Annotated in this window: 24 protein-coding genes; 15 read left to right on the top strand and 9 right to left on the bottom strand. The window is 61.3% G+C overall.

The genetic code is table 11. The features are described from left to right. The first annotated feature begins 28 nt into the window (after positions 1-28). From VGU25_16740 to moaC, 4 genes are all read left to right on the top strand, one after another. Positions 29-352 (top strand): DUF2007 domain-containing protein, encoded by a 324-nt coding sequence (locus VGU25_16740; GenBank protein HEV2578854.1) that lies wholly within the window; start codon positions 29-31, stop codon positions 350-352. Between the two features lie 182 nt (positions 353-534). Continuing rightward, positions 535-1,719: a tetratricopeptide repeat protein gene (locus tag VGU25_16735; GenBank protein HEV2578853.1), complete on the top strand. Its 1,185-nt coding sequence runs from the start codon at positions 535-537 to the stop codon at positions 1,717-1,719. A 65-nt stretch (positions 1,720-1,784) separates the two neighbouring features. After that, the gene (gene glp, locus VGU25_16730) at positions 1,785-3,056 is read left to right on the top strand and encodes a gephyrin-like molybdotransferase Glp (GenBank protein HEV2578852.1); all 1,272 of its coding nucleotides are present in this window, start codon (positions 1,785-1,787) and stop codon (positions 3,054-3,056) included. Between the two features lie 10 nt (positions 3,057-3,066). Next, positions 3,067-3,537 carry a cyclic pyranopterin monophosphate synthase MoaC gene (moaC, locus tag VGU25_16725; protein HEV2578851.1) on the top strand — a complete coding sequence of 157 codons (471 nt, stop codon included), beginning with the start codon at positions 3,067-3,069 and terminating at the stop codon, positions 3,535-3,537. On the opposite strand, the gene egtD is transcribed toward moaC, so the two are convergent. Together egtD and egtB are read right to left on the bottom strand one after the other, a co-directional pair. After that, positions 3,534-4,541, bottom strand: a complete 1,008-nt coding sequence (egtD, locus tag VGU25_16720) for an L-histidine N(alpha)-methyltransferase (GenBank protein ID HEV2578850.1) — start codon at positions 4,539-4,541, stop codon at positions 3,534-3,536. The genes moaC and egtD overlap by 4 nt on opposite strands. A gap of 73 nt (positions 4,542-4,614) precedes the next feature. Then, positions 4,615-5,928 (bottom strand): ergothioneine biosynthesis protein EgtB, encoded by a 1,314-nt coding sequence (egtB, locus tag VGU25_16715; GenBank protein HEV2578849.1) that lies wholly within the window; start codon positions 5,926-5,928, stop codon positions 4,615-4,617. Positions 5,929-6,251: 323 nt separating this feature from the next. Here egtB and VGU25_16710 point away from each other — a divergent pair, with 323 nt between their 5' ends. From VGU25_16710 to VGU25_16690, 5 genes are all read left to right on the top strand, one after another. Beyond that, positions 6,252-7,091, top strand: coding sequence for a hypothetical protein (locus tag VGU25_16710; GenBank protein HEV2578848.1), 840 nt, complete (start codon positions 6,252-6,254; stop codon positions 7,089-7,091). 115 nt (positions 7,092-7,206) lie between these two features. Beyond that, on the top strand, positions 7,207-10,872 hold the full coding sequence (locus VGU25_16705; protein ID HEV2578847.1) for a TonB-dependent receptor: 3,666 nt from the start codon (positions 7,207-7,209) through the stop codon (positions 10,870-10,872). 20 nt (positions 10,873-10,892) lie between these two features. Continuing rightward, positions 10,893-13,142: a VWA domain-containing protein gene (locus tag VGU25_16700; GenBank protein ID HEV2578846.1), complete on the top strand. Its 2,250-nt coding sequence runs from the start codon at positions 10,893-10,895 to the stop codon at positions 13,140-13,142. 54 nt (positions 13,143-13,196) lie between these two features. Continuing rightward, on the top strand, positions 13,197-14,270 hold the full coding sequence (locus VGU25_16695; GenBank protein ID HEV2578845.1) for a VWA domain-containing protein: 1,074 nt from the start codon (positions 13,197-13,199) through the stop codon (positions 14,268-14,270). 70 nt (positions 14,271-14,340) lie between these two features. Next, complete coding sequence (locus VGU25_16690) at positions 14,341-15,240, top strand: tetratricopeptide repeat protein (GenBank protein ID HEV2578844.1); 900 nt, start codon at positions 14,341-14,343, stop codon at positions 15,238-15,240. Here the strand turns inward: VGU25_16690 and VGU25_16685 are convergent. Beyond that, a complete protein-coding gene (locus VGU25_16685) occupies positions 15,237-15,386 on the bottom strand; it encodes a DUF5522 domain-containing protein (GenBank protein HEV2578843.1) in 150 nt (49 codons plus the stop codon). The two genes, VGU25_16690 and VGU25_16685, sit on opposite strands and share 4 nt — an antisense overlap. Before the next feature lie 53 nt (positions 15,387-15,439). Then, entirely contained in the window at positions 15,440-20,011 is a 4,572-nt protein-coding gene (locus VGU25_16680; protein ID HEV2578842.1) for a DEAD/DEAH box helicase, read from the bottom strand. 63 nt (positions 20,012-20,074) lie between these two features. On the opposite strand from VGU25_16680, the gene VGU25_16675 reads away from it, so the two are divergent. Then, positions 20,075-20,458, top strand: coding sequence for a cupin domain-containing protein (locus VGU25_16675; GenBank protein ID HEV2578841.1), 384 nt, complete (start codon positions 20,075-20,077; stop codon positions 20,456-20,458). Positions 20,459-20,478: 20 nt separating this feature from the next. After that, complete coding sequence (locus VGU25_16670; GenBank protein ID HEV2578840.1) at positions 20,479-20,829, top strand: hypothetical protein; 351 nt, start codon at positions 20,479-20,481, stop codon at positions 20,827-20,829. Positions 20,830-20,832: 3 nt separating this feature from the next. Here VGU25_16670 and VGU25_16665 read toward each other — a convergent pair whose 3' ends face one another. Further along, positions 20,833-21,432, bottom strand: a complete 600-nt coding sequence (locus VGU25_16665) for an HAD hydrolase family protein (protein ID HEV2578839.1) — start codon at positions 21,430-21,432, stop codon at positions 20,833-20,835. 75 nt (positions 21,433-21,507) lie between these two features. Beyond that, positions 21,508-21,810: a hypothetical protein gene (locus VGU25_16660; protein ID HEV2578838.1), complete on the bottom strand. Its 303-nt coding sequence runs from the start codon at positions 21,808-21,810 to the stop codon at positions 21,508-21,510. Positions 21,811-21,959: 149 nt separating this feature from the next. Here VGU25_16660 and VGU25_16655 point away from each other — a divergent pair, with 149 nt between their 5' ends. Then, a complete protein-coding gene (locus tag VGU25_16655; protein HEV2578837.1) occupies positions 21,960-22,493 on the top strand; it encodes a cytochrome c in 534 nt (177 codons plus the stop codon). 4 nt (positions 22,494-22,497) lie between these two features. On the opposite strand, the gene VGU25_16650 is transcribed toward VGU25_16655, so the two are convergent. Together VGU25_16650 and VGU25_16645 are read right to left on the bottom strand one after the other, a co-directional pair. Continuing rightward, positions 22,498-22,920: an ester cyclase gene (locus VGU25_16650; GenBank protein HEV2578836.1), complete on the bottom strand. Its 423-nt coding sequence runs from the start codon at positions 22,918-22,920 to the stop codon at positions 22,498-22,500. A gap of 259 nt (positions 22,921-23,179) precedes the next feature. Then, complete coding sequence (locus tag VGU25_16645; protein ID HEV2578835.1) at positions 23,180-23,542, bottom strand: hypothetical protein; 363 nt, start codon at positions 23,540-23,542, stop codon at positions 23,180-23,182. Between the two features lie 169 nt (positions 23,543-23,711). Between VGU25_16645 and VGU25_16640 the strand changes: the two genes are divergently transcribed. After that, positions 23,712-24,113 carry an NIPSNAP family protein gene (locus tag VGU25_16640; protein ID HEV2578834.1) on the top strand — a complete coding sequence of 134 codons (402 nt, stop codon included), beginning with the start codon at positions 23,712-23,714 and terminating at the stop codon, positions 24,111-24,113. A gap of 9 nt (positions 24,114-24,122) precedes the next feature. On the opposite strand, the gene VGU25_16635 is transcribed toward VGU25_16640, so the two are convergent. Then, a complete protein-coding gene (locus tag VGU25_16635; protein HEV2578833.1) occupies positions 24,123-24,533 on the bottom strand; it encodes an ester cyclase in 411 nt (136 codons plus the stop codon). 133 nt (positions 24,534-24,666) lie between these two features. On the opposite strand from VGU25_16635, the gene VGU25_16630 reads away from it, so the two are divergent. Then, positions 24,667-25,023 carry an STAS domain-containing protein gene (locus tag VGU25_16630; GenBank protein HEV2578832.1) on the top strand — a complete coding sequence of 119 codons (357 nt, stop codon included), beginning with the start codon at positions 24,667-24,669 and terminating at the stop codon, positions 25,021-25,023. 98 nt (positions 25,024-25,121) lie between these two features. Continuing rightward, positions 25,122-25,712 (top strand): PEP-CTERM sorting domain-containing protein, encoded by a 591-nt coding sequence (locus VGU25_16625; GenBank protein HEV2578831.1) that lies wholly within the window; start codon positions 25,122-25,124, stop codon positions 25,710-25,712. Positions 25,713-25,750: the final 38 nt, after the last annotated feature.

The raw sequence follows: 25,750 nt of genomic DNA, 5'->3' as shown, positions 1-25,750 counted from the left end.
TTGGTCCGGCGCCGGAGACGAGAAGGGCATGAGCGAGCAAAGCGAAGAGCTGGAACGGCTGACCGAGGAGTCCGCGGCATACCCGCCTGAGGGGTTGGTGACGGTGGCGGAGTTTATGGAGCCGGTGACTGCGAACATGGCACGAATGGCGCTGGACTCCGCCGGGATCACATCCTTCCTGCAGGGAGAGAATGCGAATACCCTGATTCCCCCGGCATTTGCATCGCGGCTGCAGGTGCGCCCGGAGGACGAGGCGGCGGCTCGGGAGGTGCTGGCTGGACCGATCGAGGCGCCCGAAACCATGGAGGATGTGACCGCGGCGGAGATTGCCAACGAACCGGAACGACGCTAACCCCTAGCGGACCCACCATCTGCGCGGAGTTGAACCGGGGGCCGGAATGCATGTAAGTTGGTCGTGCTGCCCGCAATCCGATCCCGCCCGGGGAGATGGTGGCACGGGCCGGTTTTGCGCGTCCAAAATGAGAGTGGACAGCGGACGAGAACCGCGATGATTCGCACCAAGGAAGGAAACGGATGAGAACCTGGAGAGAGATTTTGCTGACGGCAACCGTGGTGGTTGCAATGGGTGCAGCAGCTCCTGCAATTGCGCAGGACGCAACCGTACATGGACACGTGCAGAACCCGGCGGGACAGCCCCTCACCACGGGAACGGTGCAGTTCAGCCACGATATGACCGGCGGCGAGTGGAAGGGCAAGAAGATCGAAAATTCTTTCCCCATCGACTCGAGCGGCAACTACAAGGGTTCTGGCGTGAAGCCTGGAGACTACCTGGTAGCAGTCGTGGCCAACGATAAGAGTATCGACTTCCAGCAGGTGACACTCAAGGCAGGCGATGATAAGACGCTCGACTTCGACATGAGTCGCGCGGACTACGTGAACAAGCTTAGCCCCGAGGAGAAGAAACAGCTCGAGGAGTTCAAGAAGAACGCGTCCGCGGCGATGGAGGCGAATAAGAAGATCGCCAACCTGAACGCGACGCTGGCCACAGTGCGCACAGATCTGGCAGCCGCACGGCCAACCTCCGGCGATGTGAGCAAGGACGTCGCCGACATGAAAGCGGCCGTCGACGCGAAGCCGGATGAGAGCATCCTGTGGATCAGTTACGGCAACGCGCTGGAAGCGCAGGGAGATCATCTTGCCAAGGCTGACAAGGATGCGCACAAGCCAGTCAGCGGGGATGCCGACGCGATGAAGATGTACGACGACGCGATCGAGGCCTATAAAAAGGGCGCGGAATTGAATGCGGCGTCGAAGAAGCCGGTGCCGCAGGATCAGGCGGCGGCATGGAACGGCGCGGGCAACGTATATGCGAAGGAGGGCAAGCCTGCCGATGCTGCTTCTGCCTTCGAGAACGCGGTTAAGGCGGAGCCAACCAGCGCGGGCATGTTCTACGGCAATGAGGCTGCGGTGCTGTTCAACGCACAACAGACCGACGCGGCTGCGGCTGCGGCGGACAAGGCGATTGCTGCGGACCCGACCCGTCCGGACCCATACTTCATCAAAGGCCAGGCGTTGATCGCGAAATCAACCTTCGATCAGAAGACCCAGAAAATCGTTCCGCCACCGGGATGCGTCGAGGCCTACCAGAAGTACCTGCAGCTTGCACCGAATGGGCCGCACGCGCAGGCGGTGGAGGAGGTCCTTACCAGCCTGGGCGAGAAGATTGACACGAGCTACAGGGCAGGCAAGAAGAAGTAAGCTTGCGACAGCGCGAGCCCCGGTCGAGTGCCTCGGCCGGGGCTTTTGCTTGTCGAGAGGTGAGTGTGAGCGAGCGAGTGCTGGAGTTCGAGGAGGCGCTGGCGGAGGTTCTGCGGCATGCGGCCGCGCTGGCGAAACCGGCGCGGAATCCTGAACCGGTGGCTTTGGAAGATGCGGTTGGCCGGGTAATCGCCGAGCCGGTACGCGCGGACCGGGACCAGCCGCCGTTTGGGCGTTCGACGCGGGATGGATATGCAGTGCGGAGCGTCGATGTGTCGTCCACTTCCAGCACGGAGCCGTTGCGGATCGTGGGCTCAGTGCGCGCGGGCGAGATCTGGCGCGGCGCTCCAGTCGGTAATTGCGAGGCCGTCGAAATCATGACCGGCGCACCGCTGCCGGATGGAGCGGACGCTGTGTTGATGGTCGAGCATGCGGAGATTGGAGCCGACGGCCGGCTGCGCGTAGCGGCTGGACGAACCTTGGTCGCCGGCGAGAATGTTGTGCCCCGGGGTGCGGAGGCACGCGCCGGGGCTGAGCTGATTCCGGCGGGGCGCCGCATTGGAGCGGCGGAGATCGCGCTTGCTGCAAGCTGTGGGTATACGCGGTTAAATCTGTTCGAACAGCCCAAGGTGGCGATTGTCGCGACGGGCGATGAGTTGGTGAAGCTCAACACGAAACCAGAAGCGTGGCAGATTTACAACTCTAATAGCTATGCGTTGGCAGCGATGGTCTGCGACGAAGGGGGTTTTGGCGGGAAGCTGGAGATTGCAAAGGACACGCTGGGCGATCTGCGCGAACGAATCGCACAGGCCGGGGCGTGGGACCTCTTGCTGCTCTCGGGTGGCGTTTCAATGGGCAAGTACGACCTGGTGGAGCAGGTGCTTGCAGAGTGTGGCGCGGAGTTTTTCTTTACGGGAGCGATGATTCAGCCGGGTAAACCCATGGTATTCGGGCGAATGAGGAGAGATCAGGGATCGAGGATTAGAGATCAGCGCGAGCGGAACTACTTCTTCGGGCTCCCGGGAAATCCCGTTTCGACGGAGGTCTGCTTCCGGCTGTTCGTTGCGCCGATGCTGCGGGCGCTCGCGGGACAGACGCAGATTGCGCCGCGATTCATCGAGGCAAAGCTCGCTGAGGAAGTGAAGGGTGGCGCGCGCGTTACGCGATTTCTGCCAGCTGTTATCGAGAGCGACTGGAAACACGTGAGCGTGCGCGTCGTTCCCTGGCAGGGGTCGGGCGATCTTGCGGCGAATGCGCTCGCGAATGGGTTTGTGGTGCTGCCGAATGGTGTGGAGCGGTTTGCGGCAGGCGAGAGTGTGAGAGTGTTGCTGCGGTAGGATCGTTGAAATGAGCGACAAGCTTTCACATTTCGACGAAGCAGGCCAGGCGCGAATGGTGGATGTGAGCGCGAAGTCCGAAACGCGGCGTGAGGCCGTGGCGAGTGCGTTCGTCGAGTTGAATGATGAAGTGCTGGCTGCGCTGCCGAAGAATCCGAAGGGCAATCCGCTGGAGGTGGCGCGATTTGCCGGTATTCAGGCGGCGAAAAAAACGAGCGAGCTGATTCCGATGTGTCATCCGCTACCGTTGACCTTCGTCGATGTGATAGCGGAGGTCGTTGCAGGTGGTGTGATGATCCGCGCGACCGCGGCCACGGTTGCCGGTACGGGCGTTGAGATGGAGGCGATGACCGCGGCAGCGGTTGCCGCGCTGACTGTCTATGACATGACGAAGGCGCTCGATAAAGGCATCCGCATTCTTCAAGTCGTGCTCGAGTCCAAGAGCGGCGGCAAGAGCGGCGACTACCGGCGCCCGAGCTAGACGGGATAGGCGAGCGCAACAGCGAAGTGATGATCGGCGTCTTCAAACCACTGCGGCGAGCCGAAACCGCAGTCGTGCAAGAGCTCACGCAATCCGCGTTCCGTGAACTTGTAGCTGTTCTCGGTGTGGATGCTCTCGCCGGGCGCAAAGATAATCTCTTGATCGCCGATGTGGACTGTCTGCGGCACCGTGCTCTCGAGGTGCATCTCCATGCGGCTCTCCTGCGGATTCCAGACTGCGCGATGGCGGAAATTGTCGAGATTGAAGTCAGAGCCGAGCTCGCGGTTCAAACGCGCGAGGATGTTCTTGTTGAACTCCGCCGTGACACCGGCGGCATCGTCATACGCGGCGATCAGTTGCTCCACAGATTTGTCGCGGTTGGGCGCGAGGTCAACGCCGAGCAGGACGGCATCGCCGATCTTTTTCACATGTTTGCGCAGTTTGCGGAGAATAGAGCGTGCTTCGTCGGGCCCAAAGTTACCAATGCTGGAGCCGATGTAGAGCGCGAGAACACAGCAGTCGCCAGGACGCTCAATTGTGTAGCCGTTCGTGATGTAGTTGGAGAGCTGGGGGCGCACCTGCACACCGGAAACCGCAGCCGGTATTGCGCTCGCGGCTTGCTCGAGTGCAGCGTTACTGATGTCGATCGGCTGATAGAGGAGCTCGGGCTGACGCTTTGCCGCGGCGCCGAGCAGCAGACCGGTCTTCGACGCCGTGCCGGAACCTAGCTCGGCGACCGTGAGAGGGCATCCCACGCTGGTAACTACCTCGTCGCCGCGCTCGGCGAAGATCGAGCGCTCGGCGCGCGTGAGATAGTACTCCGGCAACTCGGTGATTTTCTCGAACAGCGCGGAGCCGGCTTCATCGTAGAAGAGCCAGGGCGGAAGCGTCTTTTGCTTGCCGGCCGGAACCGCGAGACCTTCGAGCGCCTCGGCCAGCATGGCATTACGAAGATCGGTGTCGGGCTGCAGCGCCTCACGCGCGGCTTCAGTGGCTTCGAGCATGGGAGTTTGATGCCTCGCGGATGGTCTCGTTACAGCTTTGGCCTACGAATTTGCCGTTGGGGAGTCCGTTACTCTAGCTGGCGCCGTCACGCGCGAGACGAATGCCGCTGAACTGCCAGCGGGTCCCCGGCTGGAAGAAGTTGCGGTACGTGGCGCGTATGTGCGACGCCGGAGTGACGCACGAGCCGCCACGCAAGACCATCTGCGAACTCATGAATTTGCCGTTGTACTCGCCAAGCGCGCCGGGCAGCGGTTTATAGCCCGCGTAACCGGTGTAGGGGGACGCTGTCCACTCCCACACATCGCCGTATAGTTGCTGCGGTTGATGACGGTCTTCGAGCGCAACCGGAGGCAGCGGATGCAGCGCGCCGGATTCGAGGAGATTGCCCGTCACCGGATGCTGCGCCGCGACGTACTCCCATTCGAACTCCGTCGGAAGCCGGGCGCCGCTCCAGCGGGCAAAGGCATCGGCCTCGAAGAAGCTGAGGTGGCAGACGGGTGTTTCAGAGAGCTGCTCCAGAGGTTGTGCGCCGTCCAGTGTGAAGATGCTCCACCCCGACCTGGTAGCCGGATCGCGCTGCCAGTACAGCGGCGCGTGCCATCCCTGCGCACGCATGGTATCCCAGCCCTCAGAGAGCCAAAGCTCCGGGCGCGTGTAGCCATCCTCGTCCATGAAGGCCAGGTACTCCGCGCAGGTGATGAGACGCGCGCCAAGGCGGAAGGGCGTGAGATATACCGGGTGCCGCGGTGTCTCGTTATCGAAGGCAAAGCTGTCGAGGGCGTTCGGATCGGGCGTGACGCCAATGCTGACCAGCCCTGGTGCAGGCGGCGTGAAGCTGAGCCATTCGAGCGGTGGCGCGATGGTTTCCAGACCATGCTCGACCACACGATCCCGGTAGCCGGGCCGCAGCGGGTTGGTGAAGAAGGCGTTCTTGATGTCCGTCGCCGCGAGTTCCAGGTGCTGCTGCTCGTGCTCGAGCCCGAGTGTGATCCGGCGCAATGCCTCGTCTTCGGTGCCCTGCTCCAGAAGGCGTGTGATGGCGGCATCGACGTGCTCGCGGTAGCCGAGGATCTGTTCGAGCGGCGGCCGCGAGAAGCTGGCCCGAAGTTTCTTCTCCGGCATATCGCCCAGCGCCTTGTAGTAGCTGTTGAAAAGCCAGCGGAAGTCCGGATGAAACGGCTGGTAAGCGGCCACGAACTCGCTGAGAACAAACGTTTCAAAGAACCAGGAGGTATGCGCCAGGTGCCATTTGATGGGCGAGGCCTCAGGACAGGACTGAACCATCATGTCCTCGGGTGTAAGCGGAGCGCAGAACTGCATGGTCGCGGATCGAACGGCGCGAAAGCGGGCGAGCAGCGTAGGGGCTGAGGATTGTTGAATCAACATGACAGGCTGGCTCCTGCTATCCGATGCTTGCGTCTTATGGCGTCGTTGCTCTCAGGCTGCAAATTCGCGCGAGACAACGCAGAGTGTACGCCTGAGAGATGCAGGAAATTGTCAGCAGTTTCAATTTCAGTTCTAGCTCCTCATAGTCCCTCGGGATTTATCAAAGGGAAGCATTGCCTCGGAAAGCGAAGTATCCGTGCCGGCTCGGACGAGAGCCGGTCCACGAGGACGCGCCATCAGAACAGAATTTGTGACTCCCAACGCGTCTTCCCTTCTTTTTCGCCGTCTTAATTCGTAGCGATTCAATCAGAAAAGGAGCAGCCATGAGCCGGCAGGGGAGGTGGGCAGCAGCAGTCGTCGTGGCTTTGCTGATGCCGCTGTGTGCCGTGAACAGCAGGGCACAGGAGGCCGAACGGCCAGGTGCCGGACGCGGCCAGTATGCCGGGATGCAGCGCATCGGCGGCGTGATCACTGCAATCTCCGGTCCGCAGGTGACCATCAAGACCGTGGATGGCGCTGTGTACCAGGTAGTTACGACCGACAACACGCGTGTGATGCGCGGCCGCGGTGAGGCGATCAAGTTGACCGACCTGAAGGCCGGCGACGGGCTGATGGCCATGGGCAACATGGACGCGCCGAACAAGACCATGCACGCTGCGATGGTGATCTCGATGGATGCCGAGCAGATGAAGCGGATCGACGATGCTCGAAAGCAAGAGCTCGCTAACCTCGGCAAGACGCTGATCGCCGGCACAGTAACCGCAATCGACATGGACAACGCGACGATGACCGTGGAGCGACCGGACGGCGTGTCTCAGACAATCGGATTTGACGAGGGCACGTCGTTCCACCGCGGACGCCTGATGGGCAACGGGACGGGGTTCGGTGCCGGAAGAGGTACAGGGTCCGGATCGAATGCAACCACCACAGCGCAGAGTGGTGAAAGCATCACGCTGGCGGACATCAAGGTTGGGGACCGGGTCGGCGGACCAGGCGAGGTTAAGAGCGGACGCTTCGTGGCCAAGGAGCTGACGGTGATGACGCCGGGAAATGGCCGCCGTCGCTCGACGGACAACAAGGAAGGTTCGGAGACCGGCACCTCGGAGACCGGAACGCCGGAGAATGGCAAGCCTTCTTCGACGCCGCCGCCATCGCCCAAGTAAGCATAGTGAGGTGGCTGTACGGTGCGTTCGGCGCGGCTGCCCCGAGTTTTTTCCGAAGAGTTGGAAGGAGGAGTAGGTGAGGCTGAGGGCGAGCGGGTGGGGTGTGTTCTTATGCATGGCAGGGCTTGTGCCGTTGAGCGCGCAGACAGCCGCGCCCGCGCCGGCCCAGGCTGGCGCGCCGTCTACGACGGCGACGCAGCCGGCGGCGCATGCCGCTCAGTCCCCTGCTCCCTCGACTTCGGCACCTCAGACCGTCCCTCAAGCTCAGGCGCCTCAAGGTGGAACAATCCGCGGCGCCGTCATCGCCGGAACACCGGGTAAACCCGGCGGCGTCCCGCTGCCCGGCGTGGCGGTGACCGCGACGAACACGCTGACCGGCAAGAAATATGCGGCAGCCACCAGCATTGACGGCACCTATGCCATGACCATTCCGCACAACGGCCGTTATGTGGTGCGGGCCGAACTGGCTGGCTTCGCTCCGGTCACGCAGGAGGTTGTGCTGAATGCGAGCGACGCGACGGCGGGCGCCGCGCTGGTAAAGACCTCGGACTTCGGCATGCAGTTGGCCAGCCGCGTCGCAGCCGCCGAAGCGAAGCAGGAGGCAGCAGCCAACTCAACTTCAGCCGGCCGCGGAACGCAGAACCTCAACCTGAACGCCGGCGAAACCGATGTCACGGACGCGAGTGCCGCCAACGGCAACAGCGACGTTGCGATGCCGACGCTCGGCAACCTGTCGCAGGCGGGCACCGATGAAGCCAGCCAAGGCAGCCAATCCATTGCGGTGAGCGGGCAGACCGGCCAGACGAACGGGCTCGCGAACTTCAGCGAGGACGAGATTCGGCAGCGCGTGCAAGATGCCGTGGACCAGGCTCGCGCCAGCGGGCAGTTGCCGGAGGGCGCCGATCCAACCAACCGCATCGTCACGGTCATCGGCGGGATGATGGGCGGCGGAGGATTTGGCGGTGGAGGAGGCGGCGGCCGCGGTGGTGGCGGAGGCATGCGCGGAGGGGGAGGCGGCTTCGGCGCGTTCCGAAACTTCAACCCCGCACAACCGCACGGCAACATCTTCTACCAGGGCAGCAACAACGCGCTGGACTCCGCATCGTGGTCGCCGGACGGTCCGGTTGTGCAACCCGCTGGATATCAGAATCGCTTTGGCGCAAGCATCGGCGGCAGTCCTTATATCCCCGGCCTGACGAGGCCGAACACAAAGCAATTTGCATTTCTGAACATCAGCGGGCAGCGCAATTTGAGCGCGTTTCTGGAATCCGGGCGCGTTCCGACGGCCTTGGAGCGCCAAGGCGACTTCTCGCAATCATTTCTTCAGAGTGCGGGAAAACAAAGTCCCGTGCAGCTTTTTGATCCCGTTACAGGACAACCGATTGCGGGAGAGAACCTGAAGAATGCGAGCGTGCCCATCTCGCCACAGGCACTCGCCTTGCTCAACTATTTTCCGCTGCCGAACATGCCGTTGAATCAAGCGTCCGGAGACAACTACCAGACGGTTGCCAACGGTGGAACCAATAACTTCAATCTGAACGCTCGTTATGTACGGACATTGGGACAGGCAGCCAATACGCCGTTTGGCCGCTTCGGAGGTGGAGGTGGAGGTGGCGGCCGGCGGAATGGCGGCAACTCCAACGCGCCTCCTGCACTGCGCCAGAACATCAATCTCGGCTATAACTTTTCCCACGCAGCATCGGACATCCGGAACATCTTTCTTGCGCTAGGCGGCGCGCAGGAAAGTGGCGGCAATGGCTTAAACGCTGGTTACACGATCGGATACGGGCGGCTCTCCAACAATGCAACCGTCAATTGGAATCGGCTGAATACGGAGGTCCGGAACTACTTCACGGATACGAACGACAATCCGTCTGCCGTTGTGGGACTGAGTATTCCGAACAACAGCGGGGCCTTTGCGGATCCACGCTTCTATAACGGCCTGCCAACGCTTGGCATCAATGGGTACCAGTCGTTTTCGAATCAGACGCCGAGCGGGTTGATCAATCAAACAATCAGCTTTTCCGATTTCGTCTCCTGGCGCCACAAGAAGCACAACTTGCGCTTCGGCTTTGACGTGCGGCGTGTTCATGCGGATTCCATCGGCGGAAACAATCCCTTCGGCAGTTTCACCTTTACCGGCTATGCGACGGCGAGTCCGGCAGCTCAACTCGCGGGCCAGTCCGGGCAGATCGTCACCGACGCAAGTGGTAATTCCACTTCCAGTGGCGATGCCCTAGCCGACTTCCTGCTGGGCTTGCCAAACAGTACCTCCATTCAGGCTGGCCTCTTCAAGACGTATCTGCGCGAAAACGTTTTCGACTGGTACGCACTCGACGACTTCCGGATCAAGTCAAACCTCACGCTGAACTACAGCGTGCGTTACGAGTACTTCGGCCCATACAGCGAAAAGAATGGCCGTCTGGTGAACCTGTATCCGAGCAACGGTCCGCTGCCATATCAGGTCGTAATGCCCGGCAACGGAAATCCCGCAGGCCTCGTGGATCCAGACCACGCGATGTATGCGCCTCGTCTTGGATTTGCTTACAGGCTCAAGAATTCAGGACTGACGAAAGACACGGTGCTGCGCGGCGGCTACAGCGTTATGTACAACACGGGTCAGTACGCAACCTTCGCGCGCGATCTGTCGCACCAGCCGCCCTTCGCCGTAACGCAGAACAACGCAGCATATGCCCCCACGAAGCAAAATGCGAATCCAGCGCCAACCGGATGCACCACGACGCAGAGTGCGTACAGCAACGGAACGGTCTCACGCCCGGCAACTACGGCCAACCTCACTCTCGCGAACGGCTTCGGTTGCGCGGCCAGCGCGTACACCATCCAGAACAACTGGGCAGTGGACCCGAACTACCGCCTAGGTTCGGTGCAGCTTTACAACCTGAACCTGCAGCGCACGCTTCCGCTGGGCATCGTCTTCAATCTTGGCTACAACGGATCGAAGGGCAGCAATCTCGATGTAGTGGGCTCTCCGAACGCAACTCCGACTGGCGTAACCACGCCGGGCATTGCTCCGTTCGATCTTGAGGAATCACGCGCTGGCTCGCATGCAAATGCGCTCGTCGTCAGCGGGCAGAAGCGCCAGTCGCGCGGAGTCGCGCTGGGCCTTGTCTACACCTATTCGCACTCCATTGATAACGCCTCCGGCGTCGGCGGAGCCGTGGGACAACCAGTTCAGAATCTCTATCGCCTCGATCTCGAAGAGGGCAATGCCAGCTTCGATCAGCGCCACAGCCTCTCTGGCAACTGGGTCGTCGAGCTTCCGTTTGGACCAAACCGCGCGTTCCTGAATAAGGGCGGCACGTGGGCGTACATTCTTGATGGCTTCTCCGTGAGCGGCAGCATCACCGTCGCGAGCGGCACATATTTCACGCCGACTTATACCAACAGCCAGGAAGAGGCGGCCGGCGCAAACACCTTCACGCTCCGGCCCGACCGGGTTTTTTCTCAGCCCATCAAAGGTGCAGGCAGCAGGAATAATTGGTTCAACCCTAACGCGTTCGCTGTGCCCGCAAATGGATACGGCACCTCCTCGCAGGGATCGATCGAAGGGCCCGGAACCCTTTCCGTGAATGCAGCACTTTCGCGGACGTTCACGTTGGGCGAAACGCGCTCGCTCGAAACGCGCGTCTCCGCAACGAACCCGTTCAACACGGTTCAGTACAGCAGGATCGATACCAATCTAGGGGACCCGTACTTCGGCACAGTGCGCAGCGCAGCGGCGATGCGCACGCTGCAGGTGCAAGCACGCTACAGGTTCTAGTCAACGCAGAGGAAGAGCATATGAAGCACTTACTGGCGGCAGCAACAGGGTTCGCAATGATGCTGGGAGGCTCGCCGCAACAGACACCCACGCCAGCACCGCCAATTCCCGACACCCAGGGAACCGCAGCGCAGCAAACTCCAGGCGGCTATACGCTGAGCGTGAATGCCAATATTGTCCTCACGAACGTTGTCGTGCGCGACCGCAAGACCGGCGCAGTGGTGAAGGGCCTCAAGGCCAGCGACTTCCAGATCTTCGAGAACGGCAAGCCGCAGAAGATCGCCAGCTTCGACTACGAAAACGTCGATGAGGCGGCGGCGCTCGCCGAAAAAACCGTGAGCGGAAAGGCCACCATCGCCGATCTTCTCGAGCGCAGCTTCGGTTCCGATCCCGAGAAACTGAAAGATCATCGCCTCATCGTCATGTTCTTCGACCTCAGCTCGATGCAGGACGAGGACATCGATCGCGCCGTCGATGCCGCGAAGGACTACGTGAACGGCAAGATGCAGCCCGCCGACCTCGTCGCGATGGTGAGCATGTCCACTGGTCTGAGTCTCGACCAGGACTTCACCTCCGACAAAACAGCCTTGCTGCACGTGCTCGCCGGATACAACGGCGACGACACTACCGGCTTCGCGAACGGCGGCACCGGCACAACCGACGGCACCTCCGACGACACAACCGCATTTGCCGCCGATGACACCGAATACAACAGCCTGAACACCGACCGCGAGCTGCTCGCCATCCGCTCCATCGCCAAAAGCCTCGAGCATGTAGACCAGCGTAAGTCGATGCTTTATTTCTCCGGTGGCCTCACGCGCAACGGTATCGAAAACCAGGCGAGCCTTCGCGCAGCGACGAACGAGGCGGCGAAGGCGAATCTCGCCATCTATAGCGTCGATTCGCGCGGCCTGCAGGCGATGCCCCCGGGTGGCGATGCGAGCAAGGGCAGCCTGCGCGGCAATTCTCCTTACAACGGCTCGGCCATCACGGCACAGTTTAATGCCAATTTCTCGTCGCAGGAGACGCTCGCCACACTGAGCAGCGACACGGGTGGAAAAGCATTCTTCGACTCCAACGACTTCTCTCCCGCTTTCCAACAGGTGCAGAACGATACCGCGGCCTACTACATCCTCGGCTTCAAATCGACCGATCAACGACAGGACGGTAGCTATCGTCACCTGACCGTAAAGCTGAACCGTCCTGACGTGAAGCTGGAGTATCGTCCCGGCTACTACGCGCCCGCCGACTTCAGACACCAGAAGACCGAAGATCGCGAACTCGCGTTGCAGGAACAGCTGCGCAGCGACCTTCCCGCAACGGACGTTGCCATGTATCTCCAGGCGCTCTACTTCCGCGCGAACGATGCGCACAACGGCGAACTTTTCGTTCCGGTCAGCCTGATCGTTCCCGGCTCGCAGATTCCCTTCGCCAAGGTGAAGGACCTCGACAAAGCGAGCCTCGACATCATGGGCCAGGTTCGCCGTCCAGTGGGTAAAGGCACAGAGGTGTGCTCCATCAACACCGCGGAGGACGAGCACAACTTCGTCAGCGTGGGCAACATACGCGACACTGTCAAGCTTGCGGTCGATCAATCACAGCAGGTCGAGCGCAAGAACATTCAGTACTCAACCGGCTTCACACTCGCACCCGGTTGCTACGAGTTGAAGTTCGTCGTGCGCGAAAATCAGACTGGAGCGATGGGCAGCTTCGAGACGCTGATCAATGTTCCCGATCTCAAGAAAGCGCCGGTGAAGCTCAGCTCGGTCGTGCTTTCCAATCAGCGCACGCCTGTGAAGGACAAGAGCTCCATCAATCCGCTCGACCGCGACGGCGTGCAGTGGGTACCCAACGTCGCGCACGTCTTCCGGCAGGACCAGCATCTCTATCTGCTCTATGAGGTCTACGATCCGACGCGCGACAAAGGCGCGCCAACACAGGCCGCGTCGCCGGGCCTCGCGCGCCGGGAGGAGGGGCCCGTCCGTGTTCTCACCAGCATGGAACTGCTCTCCGGCGGCGTGAAGGTTTACGAGACTCCCGTTGTCACCGCGACCAATCTCAACGAGCCGCAGCGCGGCGCCGTCGCCTTCCAGTTCGACGTTCCGCTCGCCGACCTCAAGCCCGGCACCTATGTCTGTCAGATCAACGTCATCGACGATGCTGCCGGCAGCTTTAGCTTCCCGCGTCTTGCCGTGCGAGTTCTACCTCCGCCCGCCACCACCACAACCACAACCGCATCGGTCACCGCGCCTGCGTCCGCAGCGCGCTAACCGTGAGAGACTGTTTCCGTTTCGGCATCAACGGTAAAGGGACCGTCAAAATCTATGCGCTTCACCCGTAGTCTCGGCTCGCTTCTGTTTGCAATCGCAATCCTTCCGCTCGCATCTTTGTCCGCCCAGGCGCCGCCTTCCTCAGACGCCGAACACATGGCCATCCACGTAACCGTGTCCGCACGTAACGGCACGCCAGTCGAAGGCCTTACGAAGAATGACTTCCTACTCTTGGACAACAAGCACGAGGAGCCCATCACCGGGTTCCAGGCGCTCAGCGCAACTCCGACCAGTATCGTCATCGTGCTCGATGCGGTGAATCTTCCCTATAGCGAGGTTTCGTACGCCCGCCAGCAACTGGAGCAGTTCCTCTCCTCCAATGGCGGTCATCTCGCTCAGCCGACAACACTCGCCGTCTTACAGGACCGCGGCATGCAGATTCAGCCTGGTTTCACAACTGATGGCAATGCACTGCGCGCCTCGCTCGACCAGTTCTCGATTGGTCTGCGGGATCTCACACGAGCCGCCGGATTCTACGGTGCAACGGAACGACTCGAGATTTCTCTGACAAACTTCAAGATGCTCATCGGCAAATTACCCGAGGATGGCCGAAAGCAAATCATCTGGATCTCTGCTGGATGGCCGCTGCTCAGCGGGCCCGGCGTAGAGCTGAGTCCCGCTCAACGTACTCGAGCTTTCAACGACGTCGTGGCAATCACCACCGAGCTATACCGCACGAACACAGTCGTAGATGCCGTCAATCCAGTCGGCACCGTCGAGGACGTAGGCCGGACGAACTTCTATCAGAGCTTTCTGCATGCGCCAAGGAGCCAAAAAGACGTCGACTTGGGTGATCTGGGGCTTCAGGTCATCGCAGAGCAAAGCGGTGGTCTGGTGCTGAATGGAAGCAATGACATTTCCGCGCTGATTCAACACTCCTTTGCCGACAGTAACGGCGGCTACGAGCTCACCTTCGCTCCAGCGCCCGGCGAGCGCGACAACGAATATCATGAGCTGCAGGTGAAGGTGCGGCGGCCGGGAGCGGCGGTACACACCACCGCCGGCTACTACGCGAGACCGGCTTTTCCGGGTGGTCAGCTGTCGGTACCCGTGCCCGCCCCGCGCTGACCGACCGGTTTCTTCCTTGACGATGGTCCTTCGGAGGCAGAAAATATTGTCGGACTCCGGGAGGTGACGTATGCGTTCCCGCGTACTGTTGCTAGCCTTCGTTCTCGCGCCTTTAGCGGCGTATGCCGCTGAATCCTCTGCAGTTCCGCCACAGCAGTCGGCCCCGCTTACCTCGGCGGAGGAGCGCGCGGATCTGCACAACAGTCCTGACTGGGCGCTGATTCAACCACATCTTCCCAACCCAGGAACAGCCACCGCGGCCCAATTGGAAACCGCCGGCGACGTTCTGCGCGCCCGCCGATTCCCCGAAGACGCGCTGGACTACTACGGTTACGCCCTGCAGCGTGGCGGCGACGTCAGCACACTGATGAACAAAATGGGTATCGTGCGACTCGAGCTTCGCCAGGTCGATCTCGCTCGCGCAATGTTCCTTCGCACCGTGCGCGCACGAAAGAAGGACTCCACCGCCTGGAACAATCTCGGCGTAACCTACTACGCCATGCAGGACTACCGCGCCGCGATCGACGCCTATAAACGCGCAGTCAAGCTCAATCGCAATTCCGCGGTGTTCCACTCCAACCTCGGCCTTGCATATTTCGAGAAGGGTGATGCCGAGGACGCGCGCACCGAGTTCGCTCGCGCTCTACAAATCGATCCCGCGATCATGAGCGGCACCGACAGCGGCGGCACCACCGCGCATATTCTCGGTGCACACAACTATCCAGGCATGTGCCTCGAGATGGCCAAGCTGTTCGCGCGCGAGCATGACGTCGACCGCATGCTCTTCTGGCTCGGCAAGGGCAGCGATGCCGGACTCGATGTGCGCACGGCCGTCCACGAAGACTCTGCACTCAATGCCTACGCCAAAGATCCGCGCATCACACTGCTCATCGCAAATGCGGCGCAGTTGCACGCACGTTCCGTAGCTTCGGCCAGGCCGCCGAGCCTCGGCAATTCCGCATCGCACTAAGCCTCACGAAACGGGCAGTGCCTGCAACCTGAATTGCAGCAATATCCTCGCTTCAGGTGATACGCCGCGGTAAACACCACAAACCCATTTTCGTAGTAGAAGTCACCCGGTTCGAGCGGCGCAGATGGAACCGCGGAGCTCGCCATCGGTTGTTGTCTACTGTTCTGCTCAGGCGCAGAGCACTTACTACTCGCTTCGCTCATTGGACGGCAGCCTCTGCCCACAGAGAAGCCGCAACCGGAATGGCCACCGGAACCGCATCAGCAACCGTGTCCGAAGTTGGTTGTGCGCCTTCGACACTTCCATTGCGAACTTGAATCTGCCGCCCGGGAACCGCAGCGACGCGTTCACCCGGCAGAAGAATGCCCACCAGATTCAGCGGATCGGCTGCAGACAACGCGACAACGCCGTCGCTCGATCCTCTGCGCGCCGCCCGCAATCCCTCCGCAGCCTCTTCCAGCGCGAACTGCTCCCCGAACGCCCCACTTACGAACCGCCCTCCACGAATCTCACCGCGAGCCTCCAGACGCCGCAGCATTGGCGCAAGATCACGCCACGCAGGAGCATTCGCCTCGCGCGCCAGCAACTCGCGGAAGAGCACACCATACCGCGCCAGCAGAATTCGCGCGTGCGCCTCGAGCGCCGCATCCGCGTCCTTCGCCGCCTGAATGATTCGCGCGCGCTCATCCTCCGTCGCATTCGCCAGCCGCTTCCCGGAGACATGCGCATCCTGCTCCGGCGGAGCCGCCGGATCCCACAACAGCGACCACCTGCCCGCGGTCGTCCGCGCAGCCGCGCGCTTGCGCAGCGTCACCGCCGGCGTCTGTGCCAAAGCCGCAGATTTGCGCCGCGGATCCATCATCGCGCGCAATTGATCGAAGCCATCCGCCGACGCCAGCCCTGCCGTAGCGAGCTCCCACAGCGCAGTCGTCGTCTGCAATTTGCTCAGTCCGGAGAGCCGTTGCAAATCTGCCGTAAACACCGCTCCACGCTCCGCCAGCAGCGCACGAATCCGCTGCGCCTCAGGAGAGAGCGACTGCGCCAGCGTAAATTCGTCGATGCGCTTTGCTGAAAGCGTCGAGTGCAGCCACTCCGCAGACTCGCGCAGATAGAACGTAATCGGCGCGGCAGACGTCGGAATCACGCGGCGCGGTGCGGATGCTGATCCATCCGTTTTCTGCCAGGCCGGATGCGGCGAAATCCTTCCCCAGCCAACGATCCCCGCGAGGCATAAATTGTCCAACCATCGCGGATCATAGTTCGGCACACGCGCCGGCAGCAGCGACCGCTCCCACTCCGCTGCGGGAGCCTCAAACCCCTCGAGCTGTTCGATCGCGGCAAGCACTGCCTCCTCGCCCTCAAGCTGGCGCTCGTCCTGGACAGGCGTCAGCCTATGCCACTCCAGCAGCCAGCGCATGAACGTCGTCGCGGACACCGGCTCAACGCGCTGCCGCATCGACCGCACCGCAAGCCGATGAATGCGATGCAGAATGCGCCGCTCGCACCACTCAACTTCAAACGGCTGATCGTCCGCAGGCTGAGGGCACTCAAATACACCGCGCATCGCCAGCCCCTGCATCTCCATCTTCAACAGCGCCTGGTGAATCGGCTGCGGACGCAGTCCGAGGATCTCCGCCAAACGTGACGCAGTCGCTGGCCCCAAAAGCTGCAGCCAGCCCTGCACAAGTCGCGTACTGCTCTCCTCTCCCGAAACCGCACCATCGCCCGTTCTTACACCCACAAACGACTCCGGCCAAAGCAGCGCCGCATCATCCATCCGCTCTGCTGCGATCCACGCAACAGATTCGCCAAGCTGCAAAAGCTGTGCGCGTCCATTCTGCTGCAGCCGATCGAAGAACACATGCCAATGCTTCGTCTTCTCGCGCCGAACCTCAGCCTGACTCTCCAGCCAGCCAACCGGCAATGCTCCCAGCGACAGCAGCAGATCATGCAACTCGTGCTCATCGCGCACATCCGGCCAAAGCTGCTCGCGCACAGTCGCAATCGCCTGCGGATCAATCCTCATCGCGCCGTCGCTGATTGAATCCGGCACCGTCCTGCTCAACGAAACGGCACGCGTGCGCCGCGCCGCCGCGTCCTCAGGATCGAGGAAGCTGTACGGCATGGCGTTGATCAGCTCATGCGCGAACTGTGACGGTACGACCGTATCAACCGCGACGCACCGGATCTCACCCGAAGAAATGCCGCGCAACACGTCGTTCAATCCGTCAATATCCATCGCCTCCGACAATGTGTCCCGCATCACCTCGCGCACCAGAGGATGATCCGGAATCTCGATGTCGCCAACCATGGTCTCGGGACACGCCGAGGCATGCGGAAACACGCTCGCCAGCAGATCGTCCGACCGCGTGCGCTGAATCTGAGGGGCGACACGCTTGCCTTTCTGCATCCGCAGCAACTGCAGTGAACGTCCTGCCGCCCAGCGCCAGCGGTTCTTGAACAGCGGCGACGGAATCGAGGCCTGCTCCAGCAGTTCGCGCGCCGTCTGCTCCGTCAGGAACTGAAACACATCCGCCAGCGGAAAGCTGTGCTGCTCCGCCAGTGAGATATTGATGCCGTTGTCCGTCGCCGCAGCCTGCAACTCAAAATTGAACCCGCGGCAGAAACGCTTGCGCAGTGCCAGGCCCCAAGCCTTGTTCAGCCGGCCACCAAATGGCGCATGCAGAATCAACTGTTGCCCGCCGCCGTCATCGAAGAATCGCTCCGCAATAATCGTCGTCTTCGTCGGAACGACGCCAAGCACCGCGCGGCCATTCACGATGTAGCTCACAATCTGTCGCGCCGCGGACTCATTCACGCCACATTCAGCCCCAAGCCACGCCAGCACGTCTGCAAACTGCGCCTCAGCGTCCTCCGATTCACATCCACGAACTAGATCGTTTGGCGTCAATAGATTCGTTCGCCGGTCGATCTCATCACGCAGATTCGCCACACCGCTCGACAAGACCGCGGTCCGCTGCGGAGCTTCACCCTCCCAGAACGGAATGCTCGGCGGTGCGCCATGCGCATCTTCCACCAGCACCTTGCCCTGCGGATCGATCCGCTGAATCCGCCAGCTCGTATTGCCCAGCAACACAACATCGCCGGGAGACGAATCCACCGCGAAGTGTTCGTCCAGCGTCGCAATCTGCACGTTCTCCGGCTGCAACATCACCGCAAACGACGACGTATCCGGAATCGCTCCGCCATTTGAGATCGCGATCATCCGCGCGCCGCGCCGCGCATGAAGCTGCCCGTTCACGCGATCCCGCAGCAGGTACGCGCCGTACCGTCCGCGCGAGTTCTCAATGCCCTCGTGCAGCAGCGTGACGATCTCGTCGAACTCCGCGCGCGTGAGGTTCCGATACGGCCATGCACGACGGACAACCTCGTAGAGCGCATCCTCCTGCCATGACTCCGCGCCGCACGCTGCCACAATCTGCTGCATCAACACATCAATCGGCTGTTCCGGAATCTCCAGGCGATCAAGCTCGCCCTCTCGCATCCCGCGCACCAGCGCACAGTGCTCCATCAGGTCGTCCCGCGTCAGCGCAAACAGCCGGCCCTTCGGCACCGCGCCACGCCAATGCCCTGCCCTGCCCACGCGCTGCATCGCAACCGACACCGACCGCGTCGTCGCAATCTGACAAACCAGATCGACGTTCCCAATATCAATGCCCAGTTCCAGCGAAGCCGTCGCAACCAGGATCCGAATCTCGCCATTCTTGAGGCGCTGTTCCGCATCCAGCCTCAGCGCGCGCGAGAGTGATCCATGATGCGCCGCAACGGCCTCCGGCCCAAGCCGTGCCGCCAGCTCAAAGCTGATCTTCTCGACAAACTTCCGCGTATTCACAAACACCAGCGTCGACCGGTGCTCGAGCGCCATTCGCGCCAGTTTGTCGTAGATCTCCTCCCACATCGGGATCGTCGTCAACGATCCCAGCTCGCTCGACGGGACCTCGATCGCGAGATCCAGCTTTCGTCGCTGCCCCACCTGCACAATCGTCGCGCGCGCGCGCCGCGAGGCGGAGCCCACAAGAAAATCCGCAACCAGCTCAATCGGATTCTGTGTTGCCGAAAGCCCAATGCGCTGCGGCGGCGCACTCATTCCCGTCAGCATCGCGCCCGGCGACAGTCGATTCTCGCCGCACACCAGCGCGTCCAGTCTCTCCAGCGACAACGCCAGGTGCGACCCACGCTTATCGTCCGCCAGCGCGTGAATCTCGTCGACGATCACTGTCGACACGCGCTCCAGGTTCCTGCGCGGCTTATTCGCCGTCAGCAGAATGTACAGCGACTCCGGCGTCGTCACCAGAATGTGCGGCGGATGCTTCAGCATCGACGCGCGCTCCTTCGCCAGCGTGTCGCCCGTACGCACGCCGGCGCGAATCTCGGGGCACAGATACCCGCGCGTCAGCGCCAGCTCCTGAATCTCGCGCAGAGGTCCTTCGAGATTCTTCTGCACGTCGTTCGAAAGCGCCTTCAGCGGCGAAACGTAAACAACATGCGTGTGCGGCGACAATCTGCCTTCGAGCGCAGCGCGCAGCAGCTTGTCGATGCACACCAAAAACGCCGCCAGCGTTTTGCCCGAGCCCGTCGGCGCGGAGATCAGCGTCGGCTCACCTCGCAGGATCGCAGGCCATCCCGCAATCTGCGGCTCTGTCGGCGTGCCGAAGCGGCTGATGAACCACTCCTGCACCAGCGGATGCGCCCACTCGAGGTCCGGATGGGACACAAATTCCGGCCTCTCAGTCGCAGGGGCAGAGCTCATACCTGATTGTATCGCCGGGTTCGCGGTTTCTTCGCCTTTCTGCACAGGTGTAGCTTGGAAGTCATGAAGACGATTCGTGGCGCCGAAACAACACCGCAATGCGGGCCGGCCAACTGGTTCGACGGCGAGGTCTGGATCCAGCCTGTGCTCGGTGCAGAGGACTCACCCTCCCAGCGCAGCGCGGTCGTCTCGTTCGCCGCCGGTGCACGCACAGCCTGGCACACGCACCCACGCGGCCAGATGATCTTCATCATCAGCGGCGTATGTCATGCGCAACGAGAAGGCACGGAGGTCGAACGCCTCACCGCCGGTGACGCCGCCTGGTTCGGTCCCGGCGAAAAGCATTGGCACGGCGCCGCACCCGGCCATCCCATGGTCCACCTCGCCGTGCAGGAGGCCGACGAACGCGGCGAAGTCGTCACCTGGATGGAGAAAGTCAGCATCTAGGGCCGCATAGAATCCCACACATGCCCCAGCCAGAGATTGATCCACTGGACGCACTGTTTGCAGCCCCGCGTTTTCATCGCTTGCTGCTCGAGAACGAGTACGTTCGCGTGCTCGATACCACGGTGCCGACGGGCGAGACCGTGCCTCTGCATACGCACCGCTGGCCCAGCGTGCTCTACATCGTCAGTTGGAGCGATTTCGTCCGTAGGGATGCGGACGGAAAGATCACAATGGACACCCGCGGATCCATGCCTCTGATAGCCGGTGCGGCGCTCTGGTCCGGCCCCGTGCCGCTCCACACACTGGAAAACGTCGGCGGCAATGAACTCCGCGTGATCGCGGTAGAGCAGAAGCAGTGTCTAACCCGCTAGCGGTTACATATTGCCCACGCCGATGTCCGCCTTCTTCGCTTCCTTATTCTGCGGATCGAGATACTCCTCAATCGTCTGCTCCAGCATTCCGCGCGCCTCCAGCAACAGGTCGATCGTGTCCCGTGCGGCTCCCTGCCCGCCAGGATGCGGCGTCACGTAATGTGCCATCACCTTCACCTGCGGCCGAGCATTCGCCGACGCCACCGCCAGCCCCACCTTGCGCAGCACCGGCAGATCGATGATGTCGTCGCCCACATACGCAATCTCCTCCAGCGTGCACCCCTCGTCGGCAATCACCTGGTCCAGCGCCTGCACCTTGTAGTGCTGCCCTTGATACACATGCTCGATCCGCAGATCGCGCGCACGAATCGCCACCACCTGCGAGACGCGCTTCGTAATCCAACCCACCTTCAACCCCGCAACATGCGCCAGGGCAATTCCCATCCCGTCGTGTGCGGAGAAGCTCTTGACTTCGACTCCCGACAGATCCGTGCTGTTGGCGTTAGGAATAATCGTGATGCTGCCGTCGGTCAGAACACCGTCGACGTCGAAAAGCAATACCTTGATGCGGCGCGCCCGCTCGGCGAGTGCAGGTTCAATCATTCGTCGATGATACAAGCGCCAAAAACAGCAACGGCGAGCGCTGCTCCGCTCGCCGTTGATCTGACCAAGAGGCCTCTACCGTCTCCAGTGGCCTTCAACCCACACGTATCCGCGCGGCGTATTCCGCCAGTGGCCCGGTACCCAACGCGCGTGCGGATACGGAGGCGCAACGTAGGCTCCGGGGACCCAGACATACGCGTGGCCGTCCCAGCGTTGATAGCCCTCGTGCCATGCCCAATCAGGGTGCTCATGCGGCGGCGGCGGAACAATCTCCCGAGGATGCTCTGGCGGACCGACACGGACGTAAATCTGCGCTCCCGCAGCCGTTGCGAGCCCAAATACGGTCGCGAACGCGGCAGCAAGCAGTTGCTTTCTCATGAAGTTACTCCTTCCAGTGGGCCGTTGCCCTCTCTATTATTGGCTCAGACGCCGGAACCACCCCCGAAGTTGTGGTGGAAACCATGTAAAGTGAGATTCATTGGTAACCTTGCAGCATTTTGCTGTTGCAATCACAGGAGATATTCGGCATGCGGGCTGCAGGCGGCTTTTTGCTCGGGGTAATCGTAACGCTGGTGATCCTTGTAGGCGGCGTCTGGGGATATCTGAAGTACGGCTCGCTTCCGGTCGCCACGTCCGACAAGCCTTTTCCGCTCGAGGCACAGATCGTCCGGCTGCCGCTCAACGCCCGCATCGCTCACAACATGGAGCAGCCTCCGTTCTCCGGCAATGAGCAGGTGTACGAGGCTGGCGCCCAGATCTATTCCCAGCAGTGCGCCGCTTGCCACGGCCAGCCCGGGCACGACTCCGACTTCGCCCAGTGGATGTATCCACACGCGCCCCAGCTCTGGAAAAAGCACGGCAAAAAGAACGTCGTCGGCGTGAGCGATGACGACGCCGGTGAAACCTTCTGGAAGGTGAAGAACGGCATCCGCCTCACCGGCATGCCTTCCTATCAGCACATCCTCAGTGACCAGCAGATGTGGGATGTGACACTGCTCCTCAAGGCCGCCGACCAGCCGTTGTCGCCGCAGGTATCGTCCACCCTGTCCGCGGCGCACTAGCGGCTCAGTGTCGTGCCGATACCGCGCTGAGGAAGTGCACGACGCTGCCCAGATCGAGAGCGTTCCACCCCTCGCTTATCAGGCCCTCGCGAAGGTGGAGGATGGACATTCCATGGACGTGTACGGTTTGCCCCGTCGGCGCGAAGCCGAGTCCCGATCCAGTGTGCTTCATCGTTCCCGTCCAGCGGGCAGCGACACGGTAGCCCTCGGTCAATGTCTCATCGATGCTCAGGTGAACGTGCGTGAAGGATCGCCGGAACTCCAGAACATATTCCTTGAACTGTTCGCGATCCAGCACGGACTCCGGCTGCGGGAAGCCATAGCACTTCGCATCAGGCGTCGCCATCTCGTCGACGGCCTCCAGCCTGCCCTTGTTCCAGACCTCTTCAAACCATCGAACCGCGATATCGCGCGGAGATTGCGCCATGGCATCCTCCAGCTTCAAGGGTAAGTAGCCAGGACAACCCGGCTACCGTTGTTCAATGATCGGGAGCTGCGTGGCTGGCTTCAAATCGATCAGCATTCAGCAGCCGTCAGGCTGGAAGAATAGCGCACTCTTCTTGCGGGTGAGAACTTTATTCACGGTTGCCATGTGCTTCCGCAGACTGCACGGCCGCTCCTTCGAATCCGATGGTGTCGTGCTGGCGACTGTTGCCCGCGATCGCGCAAACCTTTACGAGCGCTCTTTACTCCGGAATTGCCGGAACTCCCATCCCAGCGGCAGCCCGCCGGGAGGTGGTTTGTTCGCGGCTGAGCAGGTGCGTCGCCAGTGCCGTCCACTCAGCATGCAGCGAGCCTGTGAACGCTGATCGCCCAGCCCGGCGATACCAATAGCCGGCATTGAACGAATCACCCTCCTTGCGATGCAGGTAAGCGTGGACCCAGGCCGCATCATTGTCTTCAAGGTTTTGAGTGATCGAATGCGCGCGCTCCCAGTCCCCGTGCGCCTCGTGCCAGAGTGCATGCAACAGCGGCGGAAGGTTCGCCGCCCGACTGGCGGAACACTCGAGCAGATCGGATGGCGATGCGGGAATCGATGCCGGCATCATGTTCGTTCTGCCTTCTGCTGATAGGTCCTTCCGGCCATCAAATCCGAAAGAAGAACCAGCGTGCGGATCTGCACCACTCCCAAATCTAAACCCGCAGCGCAGAGAATGTCGCGACCGGAAAATGCGCCACAATGGACCTTAGAGGAAGATCATGAACCGGAGAGCGTTGATGAAAGGGATCGCAGCGATGACGATGGCAGCAGGCGCTTTCGGCGGAGGAGAGGCTCAGGCGAACGATGAAACCGTCTACGAGCTGCGCATCTATCACCTGAACGAGGGCAAACTGCCCTTAATCCTGGAGCGCTTCCGCACCCGCGAGACCAAAATCTTCGAGCGCCTGGGAATGCATCCGGTCGGCTACTGGGTTCCCACCGACGAGCCGCTCGCCGGCCGCACGCTCGTCTACATGCTCCGCCACAAGAGCCGCGCCGCCGCCGATGCAGCCTGGGCCAAATTCCGCACCGATCCGGAGTGGGTCGCGCTCAAAAAGGAGAGCGAAAAGGACGGCGAGTTCGTGAACAAGCACGACATCACCTTCCTTAAGCCGACCGACTTCTCGCCTGGGGTGTAGGAACTTTGCTCAGGATTCGCGGAGCATCTGCACGACACTCGTGAAATCAAAGAAGTTCCAGCCGTCGAGCATCTTCCCGTCACGCATGCTCATGAAAGACGCGCCCGAGAACTTCACCCGTTTGTTCGTCGCTGGAAAGCCGAGACCGTCGCCCGTATGCGTGCCTGACGCCGTCCACCGGCACGCAATGTGATCGCCGTCCACGAGTTCCTCATCGACAACCACGTGGATGTCAGAGAACGTGCGGTTGAACTGCCGATAGGCTTCTTTGAAATCTTCATGGCTGAGCTCTGAGCCGGGCGATGGGAAGCCGAAGGCGCGGCCCCCTGGATGCCGAAGCTCATCGATTGCGCTCTCGCGCTGCTTGTTCCAGACCTCGTCGAACCAGCGGTGAGCAAAGTTGCGGTTCTGTTCGGACATGCGTGCTCTCCTGTGCCTGAGAAGACTAGCACCGGACGATCCGAGCGTTGGAAATTTCTGTGGCGCTGATACCCGCAACTTGGGATAATCCGCTCGTCCCCAAACGGCCCCAAGTTTCCGCAGGAGAATCCTGATGCCTGAGACTGCCGTCGCGCCCGTTCTTTGGACAGAAATCGAACGCCTTTCCACCAACATCGTCGTAGTGCGCTGCTATGGCAGGCTCGTGTCGGGCGGCGCCGATGATCTCCTCTACCGAAGCGTCAAGGAGTTGATCCCGACAACTTCGCGAATCGTTCTGGACCTCGCGGAGTTGAAGCACACCGACAGTATGGGCCTCGGCACATTGGTGCGTCTGTATGGCAGCGCGAAATCTTCCGGATGCCGGTTGGAGCTGATGCACCTGAATAAGCAGATTCGGAATCTGCTCGGGCTTACCGGCTTGTTTGACGTCTTCGCGATCATTGGCGAGAACGGTGTGAAATTCATGTAACCGGTCTCCGATCCGGAACCCGTACCACCTTTGCGGCATTACTTTTGTCACGGTACCCGGCTAGACTTAGCTCTGAACCTTCTGAGGAGCTTTCTTCCATGCGTTTCGGGCCCTGTCTCGCTGTTGCCGTCCTTGCCTTCTCCTGCGTCGCGACCAAAGCTGACGCGAGTCCTTACACAATCACCGGAACCGGCGCCAGCCAGTTCACAGGGTCGGCGGACCTCACCACCACCGACAACGGTGACGGAAGCTATACGATCACCGACATTGCGGGAACCGCTGGATACGGCCTCGGTGTGACCGGGCTGATCGCACCGGGCGCGTTCACCAACGGGAACGGCCAATCCAACGACAACCTGCTGTTTCCGGGCTCCAGCACTGAGCTCGTGGACACCGACGGCTTTGCCTTCACCGACACCCTGGGAGACACCAATTTCCAGGTGGATGTGTTTTCGACCGATGGCACCGGCGATTACGCTGCGTACCTGCTAGATTCCGATGGCTTCGCGGAGCAAATTCCGGTAACCCTCGACGTCACGCTGGTGCAGGCGGATCCCGTGTTCTCCATCGCGTTCAAAGGCATCCCGACCGCGCCTTCCGCAACGCCCGAGCCGTCCACCCTCGCACTGATGGGAACCGGCTTCCTCGGGCTGGCAGGTCTGGTTCGCGGCCGCCGGAAGCGTTGCTAAGCTTTCGAAAACGAAGATTGAAAAGCCCCGGGAAACCG

This window comes from Acidobacteriaceae bacterium (assembly GCA_035944135.1).
Taxonomy (GTDB): Bacteria; Acidobacteriota; Terriglobia; order Terriglobales; family Acidobacteriaceae; genus Granulicella.
Note: the sequence above shows the minus strand (reverse complement) of the source record. Positions and strands in the feature narration are given on the sequence as shown.

Coding starts and splice junctions, on each gene's coding strand:
- VGU25_16740 (HEV2578854.1), top strand. CDS start 29: ATGAGCGAGCAAAGCGAAGAGCTGGAACGGCTGACCGAGGAGTCCGCG.
- VGU25_16735 (HEV2578853.1), top strand. CDS start 535: ATGAGAACCTGGAGAGAGATTTTGCTGACGGCAACCGTGGTGGTTGCA.
- moaC (HEV2578851.1), top strand. CDS start 3,067: ATGAGCGACAAGCTTTCACATTTCGACGAAGCAGGCCAGGCGCGAATG.
- egtD (HEV2578850.1), bottom strand. CDS start 4,541: ATGCTCGAAGCCACTGAAGCCGCGCGTGAGGCGCTGCAGCCCGACACC.
- egtB (HEV2578849.1), bottom strand. CDS start 5,928: ATGTTGATTCAACAATCCTCAGCCCCTACGCTGCTCGCCCGCTTTCGC.
- VGU25_16710 (HEV2578848.1), top strand. CDS start 6,252: ATGAGCCGGCAGGGGAGGTGGGCAGCAGCAGTCGTCGTGGCTTTGCTG.
- VGU25_16705 (HEV2578847.1), top strand. CDS start 7,207: ATGGCAGGGCTTGTGCCGTTGAGCGCGCAGACAGCCGCGCCCGCGCCG.
- VGU25_16700 (HEV2578846.1), top strand. CDS start 10,893: ATGAAGCACTTACTGGCGGCAGCAACAGGGTTCGCAATGATGCTGGGA.
- VGU25_16695 (HEV2578845.1), top strand. CDS start 13,197: ATGCGCTTCACCCGTAGTCTCGGCTCGCTTCTGTTTGCAATCGCAATC.
- VGU25_16690 (HEV2578844.1), top strand. CDS start 14,341: ATGCGTTCCCGCGTACTGTTGCTAGCCTTCGTTCTCGCGCCTTTAGCG.
- VGU25_16685 (HEV2578843.1), bottom strand. CDS start 15,386: ATGGCGAGCTCCGCGGTTCCATCTGCGCCGCTCGAACCGGGTGACTTC.
- VGU25_16680 (HEV2578842.1), bottom strand. CDS start 20,011: ATGAGCTCTGCCCCTGCGACTGAGAGGCCGGAATTTGTGTCCCATCCG.
- VGU25_16675 (HEV2578841.1), top strand. CDS start 20,075: ATGAAGACGATTCGTGGCGCCGAAACAACACCGCAATGCGGGCCGGCC.
- VGU25_16670 (HEV2578840.1), top strand. CDS start 20,479: ATGCCCCAGCCAGAGATTGATCCACTGGACGCACTGTTTGCAGCCCCG.
- VGU25_16665 (HEV2578839.1), bottom strand. CDS start 21,432: ATGATTGAACCTGCACTCGCCGAGCGGGCGCGCCGCATCAAGGTATTG.
- VGU25_16660 (HEV2578838.1), bottom strand. CDS start 21,810: ATGAGAAAGCAACTGCTTGCTGCCGCGTTCGCGACCGTATTTGGGCTC.
- VGU25_16655 (HEV2578837.1), top strand. CDS start 21,960: ATGCGGGCTGCAGGCGGCTTTTTGCTCGGGGTAATCGTAACGCTGGTG.
- VGU25_16650 (HEV2578836.1), bottom strand. CDS start 22,920: ATGGCGCAATCTCCGCGCGATATCGCGGTTCGATGGTTTGAAGAGGTC.
- VGU25_16645 (HEV2578835.1), bottom strand. CDS start 23,542: ATGATGCCGGCATCGATTCCCGCATCGCCATCCGATCTGCTCGAGTGT.
- VGU25_16640 (HEV2578834.1), top strand. CDS start 23,712: ATGAAAGGGATCGCAGCGATGACGATGGCAGCAGGCGCTTTCGGCGGA.
- VGU25_16635 (HEV2578833.1), bottom strand. CDS start 24,533: ATGTCCGAACAGAACCGCAACTTTGCTCACCGCTGGTTCGACGAGGTC.
- VGU25_16630 (HEV2578832.1), top strand. CDS start 24,667: ATGCCTGAGACTGCCGTCGCGCCCGTTCTTTGGACAGAAATCGAACGC.
- VGU25_16625 (HEV2578831.1), top strand. CDS start 25,122: ATGCGTTTCGGGCCCTGTCTCGCTGTTGCCGTCCTTGCCTTCTCCTGC.